This is a genomic window from Peribacillus sp. FSL E2-0159 (genome assembly GCF_038643155.1).
GTDB classification, from domain to species: Bacteria; Bacillota; Bacilli; order Bacillales; family DSM-1321; genus Peribacillus; species Peribacillus simplex.
Genome location: NZ_CP152053.1, coordinates 2,326,867 through 2,346,545 on the forward strand (window position 1 = coordinate 2,326,867; position 19,679 = coordinate 2,346,545).

20 protein-coding genes and 1 pseudogene are annotated in these 19,679 nt (G+C 36.9%); 15 read left to right on the forward strand and 6 right to left on the reverse strand.

All coding sequences use genetic code 11. The features are described from left to right. The first annotated feature begins 291 nt into the window (after window positions 1-291). From NYE63_RS11545 to NYE63_RS11570, 6 genes are all read left to right on the forward strand, one after another. Window positions 292-1,836 (forward strand): 4-hydroxyphenylacetate 3-hydroxylase N-terminal domain-containing protein, encoded by a 1,545-nt coding sequence (locus NYE63_RS11545; protein WP_342605218.1) that lies wholly within the window; start codon window positions 292-294, stop codon window positions 1,834-1,836. 50 nt (window positions 1,837-1,886) lie between these two features. Beyond that, on the forward strand, window positions 1,887-2,111 hold the full coding sequence (locus tag NYE63_RS11550) for a hypothetical protein (RefSeq protein WP_342605219.1): 225 nt from the start codon (window positions 1,887-1,889) through the stop codon (window positions 2,109-2,111). A 282-nt stretch (window positions 2,112-2,393) separates the two neighbouring features. Beyond that, entirely contained in the window at window positions 2,394-2,582 is a 189-nt protein-coding gene (locus NYE63_RS11555) for a hypothetical protein (protein ID WP_342605738.1), read from the forward strand. A 157-nt stretch (window positions 2,583-2,739) separates the two neighbouring features. Further along, entirely contained in the window at window positions 2,740-3,291 is a 552-nt protein-coding gene (locus tag NYE63_RS11560) for an FAD synthetase family protein (protein WP_342605220.1), read from the forward strand. A 25-nt stretch (window positions 3,292-3,316) separates the two neighbouring features. Next, window positions 3,317-3,790 (forward strand): flavin reductase family protein, encoded by a 474-nt coding sequence (locus tag NYE63_RS11565; protein WP_342605221.1) that lies wholly within the window; start codon window positions 3,317-3,319, stop codon window positions 3,788-3,790. 292 nt (window positions 3,791-4,082) lie between these two features. Beyond that, complete coding sequence (locus NYE63_RS11570; RefSeq protein WP_342605222.1) at window positions 4,083-4,304, forward strand: hypothetical protein; 222 nt, start codon at window positions 4,083-4,085, stop codon at window positions 4,302-4,304. Between the two features lie 671 nt (window positions 4,305-4,975). Here NYE63_RS11570 and NYE63_RS11575 read toward each other — a convergent pair. From NYE63_RS11575 to hxlA, 5 genes are all read right to left on the reverse strand, one after another. Beyond that, entirely contained in the window at window positions 4,976-6,064 is a 1,089-nt protein-coding gene (locus NYE63_RS11575) for a Ger(x)C family spore germination C-terminal domain-containing protein (RefSeq protein ID WP_342605223.1), read from the reverse strand. 3 nt (window positions 6,065-6,067) lie between these two features. After that, entirely contained in the window at window positions 6,068-7,180 is a 1,113-nt protein-coding gene (locus NYE63_RS11580) for a GerAB/ArcD/ProY family transporter (RefSeq protein ID WP_342605224.1), read from the reverse strand. Between the two features lie 4 nt (window positions 7,181-7,184). Further along, window positions 7,185-8,672: a spore germination protein gene (locus NYE63_RS11585; RefSeq protein ID WP_342605225.1), complete on the reverse strand. Its 1,488-nt coding sequence runs from the start codon at window positions 8,670-8,672 to the stop codon at window positions 7,185-7,187. 673 nt (window positions 8,673-9,345) lie between these two features. Beyond that, window positions 9,346-9,903, reverse strand: a complete 558-nt coding sequence (hxlB, locus tag NYE63_RS11590; RefSeq protein WP_342605226.1) for a 6-phospho-3-hexuloisomerase — start codon at window positions 9,901-9,903, stop codon at window positions 9,346-9,348. An 8-nt stretch (window positions 9,904-9,911) separates the two neighbouring features. Then, window positions 9,912-10,544 carry a 3-hexulose-6-phosphate synthase gene (gene hxlA, locus NYE63_RS11595; protein WP_098371994.1) on the reverse strand — a complete coding sequence of 211 codons (633 nt, stop codon included), beginning with the start codon at window positions 10,542-10,544 and terminating at the stop codon, window positions 9,912-9,914. A 208-nt stretch (window positions 10,545-10,752) separates the two neighbouring features. Here hxlA and NYE63_RS11600 point away from each other — a divergent pair, with 208 nt between their 5' ends. From NYE63_RS11600 to NYE63_RS11625, 6 genes and pseudogenes are all read left to right on the forward strand, one after another. Further along, window positions 10,753-11,118, forward strand: coding sequence for a winged helix-turn-helix transcriptional regulator (locus NYE63_RS11600; RefSeq protein ID WP_095394856.1), 366 nt, complete (start codon window positions 10,753-10,755; stop codon window positions 11,116-11,118). An 864-nt stretch (window positions 11,119-11,982) separates the two neighbouring features. Further along, window positions 11,983-13,057 (forward strand): annotated as a pseudogene (locus NYE63_RS11605) (cation:proton antiporter). 271 nt (window positions 13,058-13,328) lie between these two features. Then, on the forward strand, window positions 13,329-13,499 hold the full coding sequence (locus NYE63_RS11610; protein WP_342605227.1) for a hypothetical protein: 171 nt from the start codon (window positions 13,329-13,331) through the stop codon (window positions 13,497-13,499). A 235-nt stretch (window positions 13,500-13,734) separates the two neighbouring features. Then, window positions 13,735-13,878: a hypothetical protein gene (locus NYE63_RS11615; protein WP_342605228.1), complete on the forward strand. Its 144-nt coding sequence runs from the start codon at window positions 13,735-13,737 to the stop codon at window positions 13,876-13,878. Between the two features lie 323 nt (window positions 13,879-14,201). Beyond that, entirely contained in the window at window positions 14,202-14,414 is a 213-nt protein-coding gene (locus NYE63_RS11620; protein WP_342605229.1) for a helix-turn-helix transcriptional regulator, read from the forward strand. Then, entirely contained in the window at window positions 14,404-14,829 is a 426-nt protein-coding gene (locus tag NYE63_RS11625) for a hypothetical protein (RefSeq protein ID WP_342605183.1), read from the forward strand. Before NYE63_RS11620 ends, NYE63_RS11625 begins: the two co-directional genes overlap by 11 nt. A gap of 1,052 nt (window positions 14,830-15,881) precedes the next feature. On the opposite strand, the gene NYE63_RS11630 is transcribed toward NYE63_RS11625, so the two are convergent. Then, a complete protein-coding gene (locus tag NYE63_RS11630) occupies window positions 15,882-16,892 on the reverse strand; it encodes a hypothetical protein (RefSeq protein WP_342605230.1) in 1,011 nt (336 codons plus the stop codon). Window positions 16,893-17,353: 461 nt separating this feature from the next. On the opposite strand from NYE63_RS11630, the gene NYE63_RS11635 reads away from it, so the two are divergent. The 3 genes from NYE63_RS11635 (at window position 17,354) to NYE63_RS11645 (ending at window position 19,586) form a co-directional block, all read left to right on the forward strand. Beyond that, window positions 17,354-17,860: a hypothetical protein gene (locus NYE63_RS11635; RefSeq protein WP_342605231.1), complete on the forward strand. Its 507-nt coding sequence runs from the start codon at window positions 17,354-17,356 to the stop codon at window positions 17,858-17,860. Between the two features lie 224 nt (window positions 17,861-18,084). Beyond that, window positions 18,085-18,747, forward strand: a complete 663-nt coding sequence (locus NYE63_RS11640) for a hypothetical protein (protein WP_342605232.1) — start codon at window positions 18,085-18,087, stop codon at window positions 18,745-18,747. A 584-nt stretch (window positions 18,748-19,331) separates the two neighbouring features. Continuing rightward, on the forward strand, window positions 19,332-19,586 hold the full coding sequence (locus tag NYE63_RS11645) for a hypothetical protein (protein ID WP_342605233.1): 255 nt from the start codon (window positions 19,332-19,334) through the stop codon (window positions 19,584-19,586). The last annotated feature ends 93 nt before the right edge of the window (window positions 19,587-19,679 follow it).

The following is a 19,679-nucleotide window of genomic DNA, read 5'->3' on the forward strand; positions in this document are numbered from 1 at the left end:
TCCGAATATAAAGTAATGTTTGAAATGTTCGTTGGTTATATAAAAAAGGAGGTTGTAATTAAGTATTGATTGATCCGTTATGCGGCGGATATTTTTTGAAGAAAGTTACGTAGGACGAATCACTTGTTTTCTCCTGTATTAAAGGTGCTTTTTAAGCAGACGAATTAACTGCTCAGCAAATTCTGTTAGTCGGTGGGCGCTTATTAGTATTTATTTACAGTTACCAACATTCAGAATGTAGCGTAATATTCAGTTTAGTAAGCGGTTACAAAAAACAAAGGGGGCACGTTAATGACTACAAAAGAAGCAGTTAGAATACCTATGACAGGAGCAGAATACCTGGAAAGTTTGAGGGATAATCGTGAAATTTGGCTCCACGGAGAAAAAGTGAAGGATGTTACAATTCATCCGGGATTCAGAAATAGCGCGCGTTCTATCGCAAGCTTATTTGACGCATTGCATAATCCAAAATATAAAGATATTTTAACAAGAGAAACTGACACTGGAAATGGTAGCTTTACACAACGCTTTTTCCATCCAGATCACACACCAGAAGATTTATTTAAAACGCGTGATGCGATTGCACAATGGGCGAAAATGTCTTATGGCCAAATGGGTAGATCACCGGATTATAAAGCTTCGTTCCTTGCGACACTTGGCGCAAACCCAGAGTATTACGGAAAATATGCGGACAATGCCAGAAGATGGTATAAAGAAGCGCAAGAGAAAAACTGGTTCTTCAACCATGCGATTATTAATCCGCCGATTGATCGCGATAAGTCGATTGATGAAGTGAAAGATGTCTTCATTCACTGCGTTGGTGAAACGGAAGAAGGCATTCTAGTGAGTGGTGCGAAAATGGTCGCAACAGGATCTGCACTTACAAACTATAACTTCGTTGCACATTACGGTGCACTCGCAATTCCAAGCGAAGAGTATGCACTCGTTTTCGTCGCAGATATGAATACACCGGGCATTAAACTTATTTGCCGCTCTTCATATGAAATGAACGCAGCAGTTACAGGAAGTCCTTACGATTATCCACTAAGCAGCCGTTTCGATGAAAATGACTCAGTGCTTGTATTTGAAAACGCACTCATTCCATGGGAAAACGTACTCGTCTATAAAGATATTGAAAAAGCGAATAGCTTCTTTGCAGAAAGTGGATTCCTTCACCGTTTGACATTCCACGGTGTTACAAGATTCGCAGTAAAACTAGATTTCATTTCAGGTCTATTGATCAAAGCATTAAGAGGAAATGGGACAGATTCGTTCCGCGGCGTTCAAGCCAATATTGGTGAAGTAATTGCCTACCGCAATATGTTCTGGGCCTTAAGCGATGCAATGGCATTGAATCCCGAAAAAGGTGCAAATGGAACAGTCTTGCCAAACTTAGAATACGGATTGGCATATCGGGTATTCATGTCCGATGGTTGGTCACATGTGAAAAACATTATCGAAACAGTCGTCGCAGGTAGCTTAATTGTACAGCCGTCTAGTTCAGCTGACTTTAAAAATCCTGAATTACGTCCCATTATCGATAAGTTATACCGTGGTTCAAATGGTATCGATGCAGAAGAAAAAATCAAAGTCATTAAATTACTATGGGATGCGATTGGTACTGAGTACGGCGGTCGTCATGAATTATACGAACGTAATTATTCAGGTAACAACGAAAACATTCGTTTAGAAAACTTGACGATGGCGAAAATGAGTGGCCAAGCACAAGAGTTTGAAAATTTCGCGCAACAGTGTATGGATGATTATGACTTAGATGGTTGGGTAAACCCGACTTGGATTAACAATGATGATGTCCAAGCTTATCAGAAAAAATAATTGAACAGATTTATTACTGATTAAAAACAAAAAAATGGGCTGTAATATAAATGGCTAATGAAAGAGTAATCGACATTTTTGAAGGTTTATTAAAAACGAAAGAACTGATTGCGGAAAAGAATTTTACACATGCAGAGTACCGTGAGTTTTGCCTTTGGTTTGATAGACTAGGACAATCTAGAGAAACTCCATTGTTTGGAGATGTATTTTACGAAACACACGTATTGCGCGGCATGTACGGCGACCTTACTATATCGAAGATGGACCAGTACTAACGGAGCCTTATACTACGCACTAATGAAAAAGGCGAAGTATTCCTCTTTACAGGGAAAATCAAATCATTAGATGGTACGCCTTTAGGGAATACGCATATTCGTATGTGGCATGCTGATGAAGAGGATTTTATTCACATTTTGCAGATTGTATTCCTGAATACAATGGAACTTTACGGTTAAAACAATTATTCCAACTTCTTATCAAATTCCAATGGGCGGACCGACTGGTGAATTTGTAACGCATATTGGCTCGCAAACCGTCCTGCACATCTTCACTTCATCATTGATGCAGAAGGTCATGGATTGCTCATTACACAAGTTTTCTTTGACGGTGACGAATGGCTAGAGACAGACGTAGCTGATGGTGTACGCGATTCTTTAGTCATTAAATTAGACAAAAAAGACTATTACACAGAAGGATCACTTGAATTTTCATTGCGCCCTTGCAAAGTTTTAATAAACACAAAGTAATTAATTAGATAAATAGCTAGACGAAGCATCCCAATAAGTGGATATAGACGGCACTATGAAAAAGGTAGTGCCGGTTCTGCTTCATTTGCTCAAAGGATACCTACCATTTCATGACACCTAGTAAATAAAATCATAACGAACAGTGAGGGTACTTTAAATGAGATCATTCCAAAGTAATCAACTTGAACTTGAACATTCTGTAGTCACGATTGGTGCTTTTGATGGCATTCACCGAGGACATCAAGCTTTGATTAGTAAAGCAAAAGCACAGGCAAATTCTTATGGCGTTCCGCTTGTGGTTTATACATTTGATCCACCGCCTAAAGTCTGTTTTCAAAACCAATCGATGCTTACATCGTTACCCGAAAAGAAGAAATTTCTTGAAGAGCTAGGCGTTTCCTATACAGTTTTCGCTTCGTTTGATCAAGCTTACGCAGCGAGAAGTGCACAGGACTTCATCGATGAACTGAGTCGAATAAACCCAAAAGAAGTGTGGGTCGGACCTGGTTTCCACTTCGGCAAAGGGAAAAGTGGTTCTATTGAAGATTTGGACAAGGCTTTCAATGCATTTCAGCATCCTGTCGTCACTTGCGCAGCAGGAGAGGTTATATCATCGACACGGATTCGTAATTTATTACAGCATCAACAAGCCGAGCAAGCATACTATTTACTTGGTAGGGAGCCGTATTCTTTAAATAGTACACAATAAGAATTTACAGAAGGAGGATTTACATATGGATGCTAGAGAGTATAGGAATTGTATGGGACGATTTGCAACTGGCGTCACGGTTGTGACATGCAGAACTGAAAGTGGTCATCACGGACTGACAGCGAACTCATTTACTTCGGTATCACTAGATCCACCACTCGTATTGGTCTCTGTCGACCGGAAAACGAAAGCGTTCGAGCATATGAAAAATAATGCGTTCACGATTAATATTCTAAAGTCTTGTCAAGAAGATGTGGCCATGCATTTTGCAGGACGTCCAAAAGAAGAAGAACCTTTCACATGGATTGAAGGCGATCATACACCACGCCTTGCTGAATCACTTGCTTTTATTGAATGTGCACCGTGGCAAGAATATGACGGTGGAGATCACGTCTTATTTGTTGGAGAGGTCGAAAATTTTGCGTATACGGATGATGACGCACTCACTTATTTCTCGGGCAAGTTCGGACGTTTAGCCGCAGAAACACAGAAAGCTTGAGACTATTAATACCAATTCAAAGATTGCTTATGCGAGCTGTTAACAATCGAGGAATTGTGGGGTCTTAGATCCAAATCAAGAGTTAAAGTTTAGAGTTTTGTCTTTGCAGGAGCATTTGGAAACTAATCTGTACCGTTAGTTGAACCAGAAAAAGGGCGTTAAATAAAGTCATTTCTGAAAATTTAAGGAATGGATGAATTTTTCCATCAATAGATTAATATTAACATTAGTTGTTAGATTTAAAACAAATGGAAATACAACCTTATCGAAGTTTCTGGTGCGAAAATAGACTTTGAAAAAACAGATAGCAGAAGAAGTAAAGAAAACTTTTGAAGAAATGGCTACCGCAAAAGTCGAAGAGTTGAAAAGCCAATATGAACTATTACTAAACGGCTTGCCCAAACCACCATCTATAGAAGAAAGAAAGAACCAAAGCTTTCAAGCGATGGTGATCCAGAGAAAGATTGAAAGTTCACTGGAAGAGGAGGCGAACCAGGCATCCCAACTTGCCTGAGGATCAACGCCTTAAGAGGGTGGGTTTTTTTAGAAAAGACATCGATTTGGAGAAAAAGGACTAGTTTGTCCGTACTTATATCAATGAACGTTTTGTGGAACGGTTGAAAAAAGAAATGGAACTTGATAAGTGAGTCATGGAAGGACTTTTAATATCTAGCCCCAAAAATCAACCCTGGATTCGGCCTATTTTTGGCGAATCCAGGGTTGATTTCTTAGTTTTAATAAAGGGGGTTGTAAACTAGCTGTTTCTAAAAATGACCGTACATAACCATAATTTAATGATAAGAATATTTTCATTCTCTAATCCAACAGATCCACTTAATATAACAGTAAATACTACAGTTTTCCAATAATATTTCATGGTTTCAATTATGGACGTAAAGAAATGGAGGGGCTTAATTGAAAGACGTCTTAGAGAAAATAGCAAGACATGAAAACCGATTATCGCTGGAAACATTAAGGGATCATTCCCGTTTTTTTAATTAGAGAGTACTTAAATCAATCACAATCATTGAGACCTGAATAAGGTCTTTTTTTATTACAATTACTTTACTTAAAGGGTTATCCTAGTCTTTTGATAACCTTGTTGCCCTCCAAATCTCGTCATATGGTTTGCTAGGGGAATTATAGAAGTGCAACTGTTATATAGTAGCACCTTACTTTACAAAGTTAATCTTGGACATCAATTAAGGGATCTAATTCGAGATGATAGTTTACATTGATTTTCATATTACTCCATTTTTCAAACCATTTTTCTTCACTCATCGGTTTAGTGAAGGGCGTGAACGTTTTAGTTCCAATCTGTAGTGGATCAACGTTCCACTCCTGATTCTTTTGTAAAAATGCCTTTGTTTTGGTTTCCAAATAGGATTCAATCTCGGTTTTCAAAACCGTTATTTCAGCTAGATCATTTAAATTCTTTGTACCACGATACTCATCTATCGTACCTGTAAGTTCTACATTGACGGTCAATGTTGATAAATCTTGATTTAATGCCATATTCATATTTGATCGTACTTGACCTAAAACAGTAGATAAGTTTGTCATTGGCAAATATTTTAAATAGTCGTCATTTCCTATAAGCTGGTAGATTTGATCTTCCATATGACTAACTGTTGAAATTAGCTTGTCGTCTTGAAAGATCGCTGTCCCCTCATAAGTGAAACTACCTTTCTCTGCCTTAAAAACTGGCAATATCGGGTCAGAGTAAACGGCATATAGTTTCTCCATAAATTGATGCAAGTTTACAATCGACATCTCGCCTTGATGTTTTTCCTCGTAGTGTTTTAGCATACGATAAAGGAAATAATCTGGATTTCCCTGATTGTCTTGCAGTTCATTTTTTATATACTCTTCAAAGTTTCCTCTTACTATTACGAGATAGAGACGCTGAGATATGTTGGGGTCAGAAAATACCGTATCGATAATTGTTTTCATTCCCTTTTTAGCAAGCTCTTCATTAATTAGTAAAATCCGAAGTTGTCCTGTTTTCAACTCACGGTAATATTTAAAATTAAAGGTTTTCCCACCTTGTTTCAGTAGCTCAACTTCCATAGTGAGCAGACGTTGTTTTTCTTTAACCAAGGGAGGCACGACTGTGCTTGCTTTTAATTTCCCTTCTCCAGCGTCATCTAATGACCAGAAAATCACTGGTGCAATTTCTTCAATCTCGTTATTTTCCACAAATGGGGAACAACCAGTAATCCACAAGATGCTACTCACTATAACCAGCAATATAGCCTTTTTAAAGGATGTCATATTCTACATTCGCCCCTTTCTTTTACTTGATATGAAAAGCAATGAAGGGACCAATAAGTATGTAAATGACCCACACCATATTTGAAGATTAAGTAAAAGGCTTTGGTGATCTTCCTGCCAGATCCATTTGTTTGTGGCAATGAGGCCTACAATTAGTACCAAACAAGTAAATTGGAGCCCCTTTCTGGTAGGTTGGTTTTGTGATTTTTTCCTTATGATTCGATAGGCACCATAGATACATAACAAAAAGATTGACACAGCAAACACTAAGTTAAAAACCTGTAAAGAAATCATGATGATATCGATTCTCTCAAATACAGGTGTCTGTAAGTACTTAGCCATTGTTGCCACAGGAAATTTGCTTTTGCTTAAATATTCGGATCCAAAAAAGAATAAGGAGCCCATAAATAAAAGCACATATTCCAGTACAGATAGTGTATTGGCATAAGTGAAATATCGAACCAAATTTTCTTTGGATTTTAGCCAGGGAACTAAACAGACGATATACTCAGGTCCCGAAAAAGACGACCATATCAACAACAATCCCCTCCAAGACTCCTTAGACCATTCAGTTGGTACTAGTGGATATAGATCATGTAGTGAAGCAATCTCGGGAAAGAAAAAAGGATAAAATAAGACAATCATCCATATCGTACATAGGAAGGCGATTACTACAAAACGAATCGAGTTACTCATTCCTAGTGATGCTACATAACAGCAGATCACCATTATAAATACAACCAACCAATTTGCATTCATCGATGGAAACACAAGTTGATGGATAATTTCCACGTAACCTAATGTAAGGACGACTACTTTCACTAACATAAGAATGACACCGAAAAATGTAAATAAACGTACCAACCAGTCCCCAAAAATCTGCACAAACCCTTGATAACCTTTTGAAGCATGATCTGAAGATACCCATTTTGACAACACCATTAAATTGAGTTGAGAAAGCATTCCTACCAAGATAATTCCCCAAATCATATATGGGTGGGTTAGTATTGTTGGCATAATAAATAGAAAGTAAAGCATTTGGAGCCGGTTCACCAAAAAAAAGACATAAATGCCACTGAAGGATGATGTTTTATCATATAAAGAAAATGAATTCACGAATTCACCTCCTTTTACCATAACGCCATTTCTGTAATGGATGTAAATGCTCAGGCCTAGTTTTCATCTTCGTTAACGGTCCGCGTATGAAAAGATCAATCCAATCCTCCCAGTAGAAAGGGGCTACCGGTGCTAAATAAGGTTGTCTAAGTGACGTAAGTCCGTTTAAGTGGGCAAGAATTGCTATCATACCCAGCACGATCCCAACTATCCCGAGAAATGAAGAAAGCACAAGAAAAACAAACTGAATCAATGTATTAGCTTTTGTCACTAAATAGTTGGGGACCAAAAAAGAAGCGATAGTTGAAATACCTACCAGCACAATCAATACCTTACTGGCAAAACCTGCTTCTACTGAAGCTTGGCCAATGACTATTCCGGCAATTACACCTAGTGTTTGACTGGATTTTGATGGCATTCGCAGGCTGGCTTCTTTGATAATTTCCAAAATGATAAGCATGAGCAGCGCTTCCCAGAAGGGAGTGAATGGCAATTTACTCCTTGATTCCACTAGTACAAAAAGAATTTGCAAAGGAATCATATGATAGTGATGAGTAGTTAACGCTACATAAAGGGGAATTAGTGCAATAGATAAGAAAAAACTGATATATCGTATAGTGCGTAAAAAGCTCGCGACTGGCCAGCGGTTAATATAGTCCTCAGGTGATTGAAAAAGATGGAAAAATGTAACAGGGCCAACTAATACAAACGGTGTATTGTCGACCAAGATAATCAGTTTACCGAGACCTAAAGAATAGGCACAAACATCCGGACGGTCCGTTTGTTGAAATTGTGGAAATATACTATGTTGATGATCTTCCATAAAAGCCGCAATTTGAGACGAATCAAAAAATAAATCAAAATCAATCTTGGAGATTTTTTCCCTGGCAACAGAAACGAATTCAGGATTGATTACCCCCTCCATATACATAAGGACAACAGTTGTATCGCTTAAAGAGCCAACTTTAAACTTCTCTGCTTTTAATTCGGCTAATGGCAGTCTCCTACGAATTAAAGTCATATTAACTTCTATTTGCTCACTAAAGCTGTCTTTCGCTCCGTATAATATCGTTTCAGTGTCAGACGTTTCGATAGAACGGCCTATGTTATTCCTGAGAGGTGCAGTCAACCATTGGTTTCCAATCACGTCATAAATAATAATGGAACCTTTTAATAATTGTTTTTGTGCTTCTGCTAAGGTGAAAATTTCAGAGACTTTAGTAGTGGACATACAATCAAGGATTGTGTCATGAGTACAGAGAATCACAGGTTCTATTATGGATTCATTCATTCTTTCCTCATCAATCAATGTTCTTATGTATACGAATGTGACATTTTGATCTTTTGCATTTTGTCTTTCAATGATTTCTGCATCATCCAAATTTGCTAAAACCTGCTTTAATAGGTCCATGGAAATTTCTTGTTGACCTGTCGTTTTTAGAGATATTTCCATAAATGCACCGTTTTGCCTTTTATTCTTTTTCCAAAACATATAAATCCCTCACTGTAGTCATTTATTAGTCACGCGGCGATTATAAAAAAGGGAAAGTATAATATATTTAAAGGCTACACCTATTATGTTTCATCAAACACGAAACTATTCAGTAGGACTAATTTGTGTTTCAGGATCAATACTAGTGGTTATTTACTTATATCCAGAAAATGTAGGAACGCAAGAAGTTTTCACTTACACTTTTCTCGCGGTCGAATTATTGGCGAATGACAAATTATCCGCTACAAATGTTGAATTCCACCAATAACAAAAATTAAAGGTTTAATCAAAGGGTTATTAAGCGAAATCAAATGAGGATATACTTTCTATAAAAGAAAATTGCTAAGCATCGGTACAACAAATAGTGAGCAATATGATTTGATGAAAAAAGGAACTTTATCGAGTTGTCAAGTTTGTAGGCGATCGGGAGGTATATCACATCTTCATAGTGTATGAAGCATTTTGACAGTGAACTTTTTATGAAATCAAGGTTAACGCTTGGACATCGTTGTCCAGCATCCATTTCCTACAGTTGTATAGTGTCCGATTTAAAATTTCGCATAAAGCATATAAATTACAGCCTACGCCAACCCTTTTGCCAAAAAAAGACCGCAGAAAATTCAGAAGAATTCCTTGCGGTCTTTTTATATCTTACTTTTTAGTTATCATTTCTTTACTCGAGATTTGCGTGTCGGCCATACATTTTATTGGTATCCAATCCCTTTTTATCCATGAACCTCAAAATGACACCATCGTAAAAAAGTAAGAGAGTTTGCTCAAATAGAGAGCCCATTGGTTGGATTGTTTGATAATCACCTTCTGACTGATCTTTAGGTGAACCAGGCAATTTTATTGCGATATCCGCCAATTTTCCAATGGTGGATTCAGGGGAAATTGTTGCAGTCGCAATGGTTCCACCGATACTTTTTGCTTTCTCAGCCATGGAAACCAAACTTTTTGTTTCTCCTGAACCGGTTCCGATGATCAAAATGTCGTCTTTTTCGAAGGTAGGGGTGACCGTTTCACCTATTACATACGCATCTATCCCCATGTGCATCATTCGCATGGCAAAGGATTTACCCATAAGCCCGGATCTTCCTGCACCCGCTACAAAAACTTTCTTTGATTCAAGAATCCCATTAACCAGTTTTTCAGCTTCTTCGTCAGCTATTAAGTCTACTGAACGATTTAGCTCTTTTATGATTTCAGCTAAATATTGAGAAGTCTGCATGATGGATATTAGCCTTGTTTTACTAATTTTTGTATTTGGGCAGCTGTCCCTTTAATATCAGCTTGTCCAGTGATACCTCCACCAACAATGACAAGGTCAGGTTGTGCTTTAATGACTTCCGGAAGTGTATCTAATTTTATGCCGCCTGCTACAGCAGTTTTTGCATTTTTTACAACACGTTTAATGGTTTGAAGGTCCTCAAAAGAATTTTTTCCAACAGCTTGAAGATCGTAGCCAGTGTGCACACAGATGTAGTCGACGCCAAATGCATCCACTTCTTTAGCACGAGTTTCAAGATCTTTCACAGCGATCATATCAACAAGGATTTTTTTGCCTTGTTTTCTAGCTTCTTCAACAGCCCCTTTGATGGACATATCTTCAGCTGCACCAAGAATCGTGATGATATCAGCGCCAGCTTCAGATGCTTTCATCACTTCATAACCGGCTGCATCCATAATTTTTAGGTCGGCTAATACTTTCAAAGAAGGGAAAGCTTCTTTCATTTCTTTAACAGCCCTAAGCCCTTCATTAATAACCACAGGTGTACCGATTTCTACGATATCAACATATTCCTCCACTTGTTTAACCAATTCAATACCTTCTTGAATGTTTACTAAATCCAGTGCCAATTGTAATTCCATTTATCCTTCACTCCTAATAGTATGTTTTAGTTTGTTGCACAGTAAGTATGTCCCTCTGGCACTCAATCATTGCACAGCAAGAAATTCATATCGACTGTACAATGTATCGTATACTAAGTATAATATTTTTGTAAGTACGCACTTTAATTTTACATAGTGTTAAAAAGTATACTATGTGATTTAGGATTTATATTTGGAGGTGGTTTGAATGACAAGGCTACAGAATAAAACATTCAATTGTGAGAAGGAATTGACCCTTTCTGTTATTGGGGGGAAATGGAAGATGCTTGTTTTATGGCACCTAGGCAAGCAGGGGACCAAGCGTTTTGGTGAACTGAAGGCTCTTATGCCGGGCATCACTCAAAGAATGCTCGTTAACCAGCTTCGAGAGCTGGAAGAAGATCTTATTGTTCATCGCGAAGTCTATCCAATTGTACCTCCCAAAGTGGAATACTCTCTGACAGAACAAGGAGAAAGCCTGATGCCGATTCTTGATTCGATGTATAATTGGGGTAAAAATTATATGGAGAATAATGTTGGGGACCAAGTAAAAAGAAAAGAGGATATCAAGTAGAAAAACTATCCCTTCTTCCTTATTCAAAGATGTTTTCTCCTTTTTCTTTACCTTGATATGGTCACGTATCAAATTAAGGTAGAGAAAAGCACAACATTTTATAATCAGTTATTAAAAGCCAAGGTTAGCGATTTTTGTATAGTCGCTGACCTTGGCTTTTTCACATGCACCTGGCATTGGTGCAATTCTCTAGCCATGGTGTACGGTTAGCTTAATGAAGGAGTGTCTACTCTGAGGGGAAAACCTGTACGTTTCTAGGAATATTATACAAAGACACAGTAATTAGTATACTTTATTACACTATGTAATTTTATTGATACTATAGGATTATAAAGTGCGTACTTACACAAAATAAGTATACGTAATATACTAATTTAGCACAAGGAATTGTGAGTTAAGGGAAGGCTATAACAAGCACGAAAAACAAACTGAATAATCTGAAAACCATAAGTTTTCACTTTGTTTTTGACTATGATAAATTGAATAGCCCTTACTCGAAGTGAATAGGGGCGATTTTTTTGTTGTAGGCTGTTGTTGATTTTCTTGATGAACAAACGAGAATGTTACATATTGTTAATTGGTTATGCGCGGGGGTGGCAACTTTTACAGGCCATGATTAAAAACCTAAAAGGAAGTAAAGGGAAATTTCGGGTGAAGAAATTCCATATATAGTTTTGAGTAGATAAGTATTAATAGTTTTTCTGGATGAGCCTTGAACCAGAGGATAATTATGTCCTGGCGACAGGCTTTTAGTGTATTTTTTTACTTTTCATCAAATAATAAATCATATGAGGTGATCTTTAGATGTTAATAGTTCAGTTAGCCATAATTTTAGTTGCAGCCAAAATAGCAGGAAGCTAAAATGTGAGATTGGGGCAACCTTCTGTCCTTGGTAAACTACTGATTGGAATTGTTATTGGACCATCTGTTTTAGGACTAATCCATGAGACAGAAACTTTAGCGGAATTTAGTCAAATAGGAGTTATATTGCTTATGTTTATTGCGGGGTTGGAAACAGATATTGATGAATTTAAACGAACTGGAAAAGCATCAACATTTGTCGGACTTGGTGGTATAGTTGTTCCCTTGATTTTGGGTTATTTCGCGCGAATGACGTTAAATCTTACATCAATGCAATCCATGTTCTTAGGTTTATTGCTTTCCGCTACCAGTGTCAGTATCTCTGTGCAAGCTCTTAAAGAGATGAACAAATTACAAACCCGTGAAGGGACAACAATCTTAGGGGCAGCAGTAATAGATGACGTCTTAGTTATTATTGCATTGGCATTCCTTATGAGTTTGGCTGGGGGCGATGTTAATTTATCAATGGTTGTATTGAAGAAGGTATTATTCTTTGCCGGAGCCATTCTTGTAGGCTGGAAAGTAGTTCCTTGGTTCTTGAATAGATTTTCATCATTAAAAGTAACTGAAACCGTAATTTCATCTGCATTAATTATCTGTTTTGTTTTTGCTTACCTAGCAGAATACACGGGAGTTGCTACAATTATTGGGGCTTATATAGCCGGTGTAGCCATTAGCGTAACAAACTTTAAACACGAAGTAATTGAAAAAGTTGAAACAATTAGTTATTCGGTATTTGTTCCTGTATTCTTTACGTCTATTGGTGTTACTGCCCAGTTTTCTGATAATTAGCGAAAATTTAGGACTAATTATATCTTTAAGTATAGTAGCGATACTAACAAAGTTGATTGGTGCGTCAGCTGGTGCAAAACTGTCTGGGTTTAATTGGAATAGTTCATTAGGGATAGGTTCAGCAATGGTTTCCAGGGGAGAAGTGGCACTCATTATTGCTGCAATTGGCTTAGAAGCTAATTTGCTCACTCAAGATATGTTTGCTGTTATTGTAGTTGTGATATTGGTTACAACGATTGTTACTCCTCCAATGATGAAATGGTTCTTATCAAGCAACTTAGTTTGAAATAGTTTACAAGAACAGAAAAAAAAATCGCTATCTCTAGCTGTTAGAAGGGATCTTTCTAGGTCGGAAGGATTCTTCTAATCAGCTGAATAAAAGATAAAAGCGTCGTTCCCATTATGATTTATTTTTTAGATGTCATACATCACATGTATTATAACCAGTATCTTTACACTCCCCTGTCTTTGAATATTCTCAAAATTTTTGTTAATAAACATGACTAGAAGTTTAAACTTTCGCAAGAATGGTGAAACCGTAAAGGAGGACTTATAAAATGACACATAAACAACAATATCAGCAAGCTATCATTGCGGCTCAACAAGCACAACGGGTTTTTCAAACTGCTCAAGCTAATGCAAACCTACAACAATTCCATCAGGCACAGCAGCAACTTGAACAGGCTCAACAACATCTTCAACAAGTCCAACAGTTTTGGTTCAACTAATAAACTTTATACTGAATCAATATGAATAAAAACACATGAAGAAAATAAAAAAGGTGGATTAGTGAAAAACATTTGCTTTTGTTTGCGGGAACCGTCGAGAATTAAATGAAATGGCCATTACGATGCCGAAGACAATAAAAAGATATACATAGCTTACATGGAGAAAATAGATAGGAAATGGGAATGGCGAAAAACAAGAGGTACAGAATGGGAGACACCTCAAAAGTGGTCAGTAATGGATACAGCTCCATACATTTATTCTGGGGCAATATCAGACCCCTCAATTTCAAAGGTCCTTGTCGGAAATGATGAAGCAGAAATCATTGAAGTAAAGGGTAATAATCGTTTTTGGTATTTTACCGGTAAAACAATGGATTAAAAAAATTATGACTATTAAAGTAGATGGTTCAGAGGAAATATTAAATGAATTTGAGTTTAGTTAAATAAAGTGTTCCTAAATGAACTAGCGGGTGCGTTAGTTCATTTAGGAACACAAAAATGATTAAACTTTGTTTCAAAGCTACGGCATAAACGATTATTTCTAAGATGAGAAAACCCCTTGGCCGACAAGGGGTTTTAGTTTTGATTGGTTCCTTTAAGAGTGATTATGTTATTTGTTTTTTTATGGAAAGCAAACTTTACATATATACCTTTTTGTGTTAATTTTATGGAAAGTTTACTTTCCGTATTAGAGGTGGTTAGTTGAAAAATAAGCTAGAAATAATCCGAAAACAGCATGGAGTTAAACAGGAGGAACTTGCCGCAGCCTTAGAGGTATCTAGACAAACGATTGGGTCTTTAGAAAAAGGGCGATATAACCCTTCAATAATTCTAGCTTTTAAGATTGCACGTTATTTTAATTTAAGCATTGAAGAAATTTTTATCTACGAGGAGGAAATAAATAATGAAAAATAAGGCACTTTGGATTTTAACCTTCAGTGGAATTGTCTTAATATCATTTGGAATATTCGTAACTTTTCCCGTGGCAAATGAGATTCGTTCCATATTTATCCGTCCGGATCTAGTTTCCATAGCTATTATTTTTACTGGGGTCTTTCTCACCTTTTCTGGAGTAACATCTATTTCAAGTGAAAGATTTAAAACTAAAGCACAAGAGATTGAAGAAAATGATGAGCGTAATATAAAAATCAATCAATTTGCAAAGTCTAAAGCCTTTGATTTTATGTCCATTTTATTTGGTATTGGTTTATTATTTTTAGCATTGCTAGGTTATATGAATAAGGTGTCTTTTTTCTTTTTAATTGGTTTGTATTTTATTAGTTATTTTTATTTTCTTTATCAAAACTGGCTAATCAGAAAAGCTATTTAACCTAATTACGGATAAAAATGTTTTATACAAATCGAGCCGACGGACTATAAAGGACCTAACTATAATGTGTCCATGAAACTATACTAACCCCATAATGTGCTTTACTTTAATAAGGGAGTTGCTTTTGCAGTTCATTTTCTTATGGAACTAAAGGGGCAGGGTAGTTCAACAAGAATAGTCTCTTCGAATTGTGTGGATTATTTCTAAAAAAGTGTTTTAATGGTAAAATTAGTTAGGGGTGGTTTTATTGAATAGTAATAAAGGTTATAAATTTAATTTTATAGTTTCTTTAACTTTTCTCATTTTAGGTTATATTTTCATAAATATCTTCACCAATATAGTACCTACCATTATTCTTTTTGGTTACTTCTTTCTGTACTACCTCATTAGTGGCCTTTATCGCTTATCCCAACATAAGAAACAAAGCGGATCGAACTCATATAATTAATTTTCATACCGTCTCATTTGCGTCAGCGCTTCAGTAAGTCTTATGCAACTAACGGGTGCGTTCGTTCTATAAGAAGAAGTAAAAAAGTCGATTCCTTAACGTAGAGGAGATCGACTTTTTAGGTTGGAACTCCCTTAGCGTATAAAATTTACGAAATGGGCGTTATATAGCATTGTTGCTAACGTTCGTAAAAGTACACTTATATGAATAAGAAAAAGCCCTTAATAGAAGAAAAAAGGGCTTTCGTATTTTATTTCCTATAAGATGAATTATGTTAATTGGATTTGGATAAAGTATTCATTTCTAGATCCCCTTACAGGGGTAAGACAACCATTCGAGAAATACGGGACAATATGTTAATATTTTCTGATTGATAGAATTCATTTTTTCGTGGTAATAACTTGATACCAAACCTACCAGGGAAAGTAAAAATCGAAAACATTCTAGAGTTTTCCGTTTAATTAATGAAGGGGTACCGTTAACATTTCGCAATGAAGTATGCTATATAAAAAAGGTGTATCATATTTCTGGTTGACCTTTTTGTATAGGGTCTTATTATACAATACCACTGTTACTGATTTGGCGAAGATGCTTGCGGCCAAGCTTAATTGCTTTCGTCTGATGATTCGCACGTATCATCATCCCAGTCGCGCCGGTAATCCAGTGTCGCGGGGTTCGTATTGCCAAACGTCAGATACCACGGCTCCCCTAATGGACCTCCCGCTGAATGAGAAGGCACAAACACATCGAATGTCTTATGATGATGATGGACGCTGTAGCGCCGCACCGAACCTGTGTCAGGTCCGTCGCCTGTAATGGGGACAAACAGTTTTCCGTCCGGTCCGAACAGGAGTGCCTGCGCAAAGGCGCGCGGGTGTCCGACGACATCGAGATCAATCTTGTCGAGAAACTTGCCCGTATCGCCGTCGAAGATCAGAATTTTGTCCGTGTCACTCGCGTCCCTTCTAAAACTGGTGATATAGAGGTTGCCGTCGGGACCGAAGACCAAACCTTCAGGACGGTTGAGGTCGTTGACGGTGTTGCTCTCAATGAACACTCCAAGGAACTCCCCTGTCTTCGGGTTGAAGCGCAGCACCGATCCGCCTTCCGGCTGTGGAATGTTGCGTACTGAGACATAAAGCAAGTGGTCTGGACCGATGACCACAGCACGGGGATGGAACTGCCCGCTGAAGCCAGAGTGGTTGAGGTTGCCAAGAAACACCCCAGTGGTGCCATTATACTTCCGCAGTTCTCCCGGAAGGTCTACGTCACCCATGTCCGCCACAAACAGGATATTTTGTTTCGAGAGGACGATGCCCCGTGGTGCGAACGGGGCGCCTGGTGCGTTGGATTGGACAAGTTCGCCCAGAAACGCCCCGGTCTGTCCATTGAATTTCAATACGTTGCCATTCTGGGGTTGGCCGACGTTTTGGTTGGTTACAAGGAGATTGCCCACATGGTCGAAGAGAAGCCCTCGAGGACCGTGCAGACCGTTGCTGCCTGGTGCGACAAAACTGCCAAGAAACCTCCCTGTTTCTGCATCAAAAGTTTTCACGGTGTCGTCGCTGCCGTCACCAATATATAGAAAGTCTTTTCTTATTTTCAATCTATGCATAAAAATCCCTCTCCTTTCTAAAATATTTTTTTAAGTAAAAAACTAGTTTTTACTTAATTTAATTTATTCGTAGGAGAGCTTTTCCGAAAGGGACAAACTTGCTGATAAAATAATACAAGTTCAGAAAGGAGTATCACCATTGGTAGGACCTACCACGAATGGTGAAGCTGGCGACCTAGCTGGCACCCACTTATAAAGCAGTCAGACTCCCTTCTCCACTAATTAACGATCCATCATCCATTAGTAAAACTTCCAATTCTATTATACAAAGGTCTCCATCTCTGTTCATTGGATAAAATGTTGGAGTACCTCTTATTGAGCTAACAGGTGCTTTACTTCAATAAGGGAGGTTGCTGCGGCAACCTTTTTCTTACGGAACTAAAGGGGCAGGATAGTTTAATAATCATGGATAATTTTCCAATTTCCATATAATGTAGAAGGAAGAAATGGAGGGATGAAATTTGAGATTTTTCAAGATGTTTTCTTTTTGTACTTTAATGATAGTATTCTTAAATGCTTGTAGTTTAGATACTACAAAAACGAAAAGTGGAATTTTAGAAATACCTAATATAGATGAATATACAACCTTATTAGTGCAAAGTGTTGATGAGAAAGGGGTAGCTTCCGATTCAACTTCAAAGGTCATTACAGATATTAATGAAATACAAGCTTTTATAGAAAAAGTGAACAAAATGGAAGTTGTGCAACCTCCTAATAAGGAGTTATTGGAGAAGAGTAAAGAATTAAATAAAAAAGGGAATTACATTTTTATATTATCCGATAAAGAAACCATGGATAACAAAGTGTACACTATGAATTTTTTTAGTGATGGAAGGATTATGTTTCAAGAACCGAACGGAAAGAAGCAAGAAGCAAATAGAGCAGAACAGATAATGATGTATTTATCAAAAGAAAAACATACTGATGTTCTTCTTGAAATGAAAGAATTATTAAATATTAAGTTTTAATTAATCCTTAATCAACTAACGGGTGCGTTAGCTGAAGATCGGAGCTGTTTTAAGGCAGCTTTTTCTTATGGATTATTGGAAAAGGCATTAGCACCTCTGGTAAAGATGACCTACTTGGAATCCTTTTCAGGTATTTTTTTGTATGATTCGGAGACCGTTTAGGTATAAGGTTTGTTATAATTGGTTGAAGTATGATGGAAAAGTTATAGAGATGAGGAGAATATTTGAAAAAGGCATTAATTGTTTTCTTTTCTATTTTATTATTGGGGTTATTGGGTTGTGAAGCATTAAACATGGAGAACAAGAAAGCCAATTCTGATGATAAAATAGTCAAAGAAGATGAAGAAAAAACAGTCAAAGAAGATGAAGAAGTTAAATCTCTTTATACGGTAGACAGTTATATGAAGTCAGTGGAAGAAAACCTTGAAGCAAAATCGGAAACATTAATCAGTAATATAAAGGAGTTACATAAATACACCATTTACTCTAAAGTGGAATTATTGGATTTTATAGCATTTGTAGATGATCCTTCCGAGTTTGACTTATCCATTACTATGTTCTCAATGGATAGACAAGCTAATGAAGTCTTTAACGAGGGTAAGGATTCTACTATCTTTGCAGGTAGTCTGGGTATGATTGAAAATGTAAGATACACCCACCTTTTAGGTAATCAAACAGATGACTTTTGGGATTTCTACGAAAAAAATGAAGAAGAACTTAACCTTGCAGAAAAACAAGCGTTTGCTACTTGGGTCGCAGATTGCTGGAAAAAAGCAGATGGACAAGCAATCACATTGCCAGCCTACTTTTCTCTTCACGATGATTATGAATCCTTTGATTTAAAGAAAAATCAGTGGGTTACAGATGATGAGAAATGGTCTTATTGATACATTAACGGAGGGGCCTTTTTCCACATTGTTCCTCATATGAGTAAAGACCTTCAATTGAAGGTCTTTTTTGTTCGCACATCGGTTACATAGTAAACCTGCAATGGCTAAAGAAATGAAATCTAAAATTGTACATAGTGTGGATTTAAAATAAAGTCACGATGTTTATAAAAAAGATGCGATATTTTGAATAAAGTCGCGATGTTTGCAAAAAAGTTACGATGCTTTGCCCCTTTGAATGGTTATCTAAAGGGGTTTTCTTATAGTGAAAGGAAAGTACATCTGAATCAAAAGGTGGATTAGAAAATTGTTGAGTAACAATAGAGTTGTTCCGTTACCATTTTCTTGAACAAAAGTTTTAAAGAAAATTGGCTATATATTGGTTCAATCTCTAAAGAAAGATCATTGATTCATAAGTCTGATAAAAATATTTAGGGAATATTTACCTTATAATCCATATTTTTAATCTGTAAACTAATACTTAGTTGATTAAGCATTATATGATTCTAAATCCACCAAAAGATCTAATAGAATTGAAAGAATTAGTTGGAAAATACAGTAAATAACATCCAGTTGAAGAAGAAATGAAAGTAATAGAAGGCAAAAACAGGATTTTTGATATGTCCTTTTATAGGGAAAGTGAGGATTTGCAAAGAGACTGGCAGCTTGATGAAAGTTACATGAATACAGAGCGGCTAGAACATCATAAGAATGATCTAATTGCATATATAATTTGGTCAGATGCTGAACCACAAAAACAATACAATGTTTATGATAAAAATAAGGAAGGAAAGGTAATTAAGAGGGTGCATTTTATTGAGGGTCAGCTTGTTGAGTGATACACTAAAAAATAAAGAAATGGAAATTGTTAGAAACTATAACAGGAACACTACATGATAGACTGGGGATCACTATGAATATTTCCATAGTGG

Excerpts from the sequence above, each read along its gene's own strand:
- NYE63_RS11610 (WP_342605227.1), top strand. The coding sequence starts at position 13,329 with ATGACACATAAACAACAATATCAGCAAGCTATCATTGCGGCTCAACAA.
- hxlB (WP_342605226.1), bottom strand. The coding sequence starts at position 9,903 with ATGCAGACTTCTCAATATTTAGCTGAAATCATAAAAGAGCTAAATCGT.
- NYE63_RS11600 (WP_095394856.1), top strand. The coding sequence starts at position 10,753 with ATGACAAGGCTACAGAATAAAACATTCAATTGTGAGAAGGAATTGACC.
- NYE63_RS11560 (WP_342605220.1), top strand. The coding sequence starts at position 2,740 with ATGAGATCATTCCAAAGTAATCAACTTGAACTTGAACATTCTGTAGTC.
- NYE63_RS11615 (WP_342605228.1), top strand. The coding sequence starts at position 13,735 with ATGGATACAGCTCCATACATTTATTCTGGGGCAATATCAGACCCCTCA.
- NYE63_RS11625 (WP_342605183.1), top strand. The coding sequence starts at position 14,404 with ATGAAAAATAAGGCACTTTGGATTTTAACCTTCAGTGGAATTGTCTTA.
- NYE63_RS11565 (WP_342605221.1), top strand. The coding sequence starts at position 3,317 with ATGGATGCTAGAGAGTATAGGAATTGTATGGGACGATTTGCAACTGGC.
- NYE63_RS11645 (WP_342605233.1), top strand. The coding sequence starts at position 19,332 with ATGAAAGTAATAGAAGGCAAAAACAGGATTTTTGATATGTCCTTTTAT.
- NYE63_RS11545 (WP_342605218.1), top strand. The coding sequence starts at position 292 with ATGACTACAAAAGAAGCAGTTAGAATACCTATGACAGGAGCAGAATAC.
- NYE63_RS11630 (WP_342605230.1), bottom strand. The coding sequence starts at position 16,892 with ATGCATAGATTGAAAATAAGAAAAGACTTTCTATATATTGGTGACGGC.
- hxlA (WP_098371994.1), bottom strand. The coding sequence starts at position 10,544 with ATGGAATTACAATTGGCACTGGATTTAGTAAACATTCAAGAAGGTATT.
- NYE63_RS11585 (WP_342605225.1), bottom strand. The coding sequence starts at position 8,672 with ATGTTTTGGAAAAAGAATAAAAGGCAAAACGGTGCATTTATGGAAATA.
- NYE63_RS11550 (WP_342605219.1), top strand. The coding sequence starts at position 1,887 with ATGGCTAATGAAAGAGTAATCGACATTTTTGAAGGTTTATTAAAAACG.
- NYE63_RS11575 (WP_342605223.1), bottom strand. The coding sequence starts at position 6,064 with ATGACATCCTTTAAAAAGGCTATATTGCTGGTTATAGTGAGTAGCATC.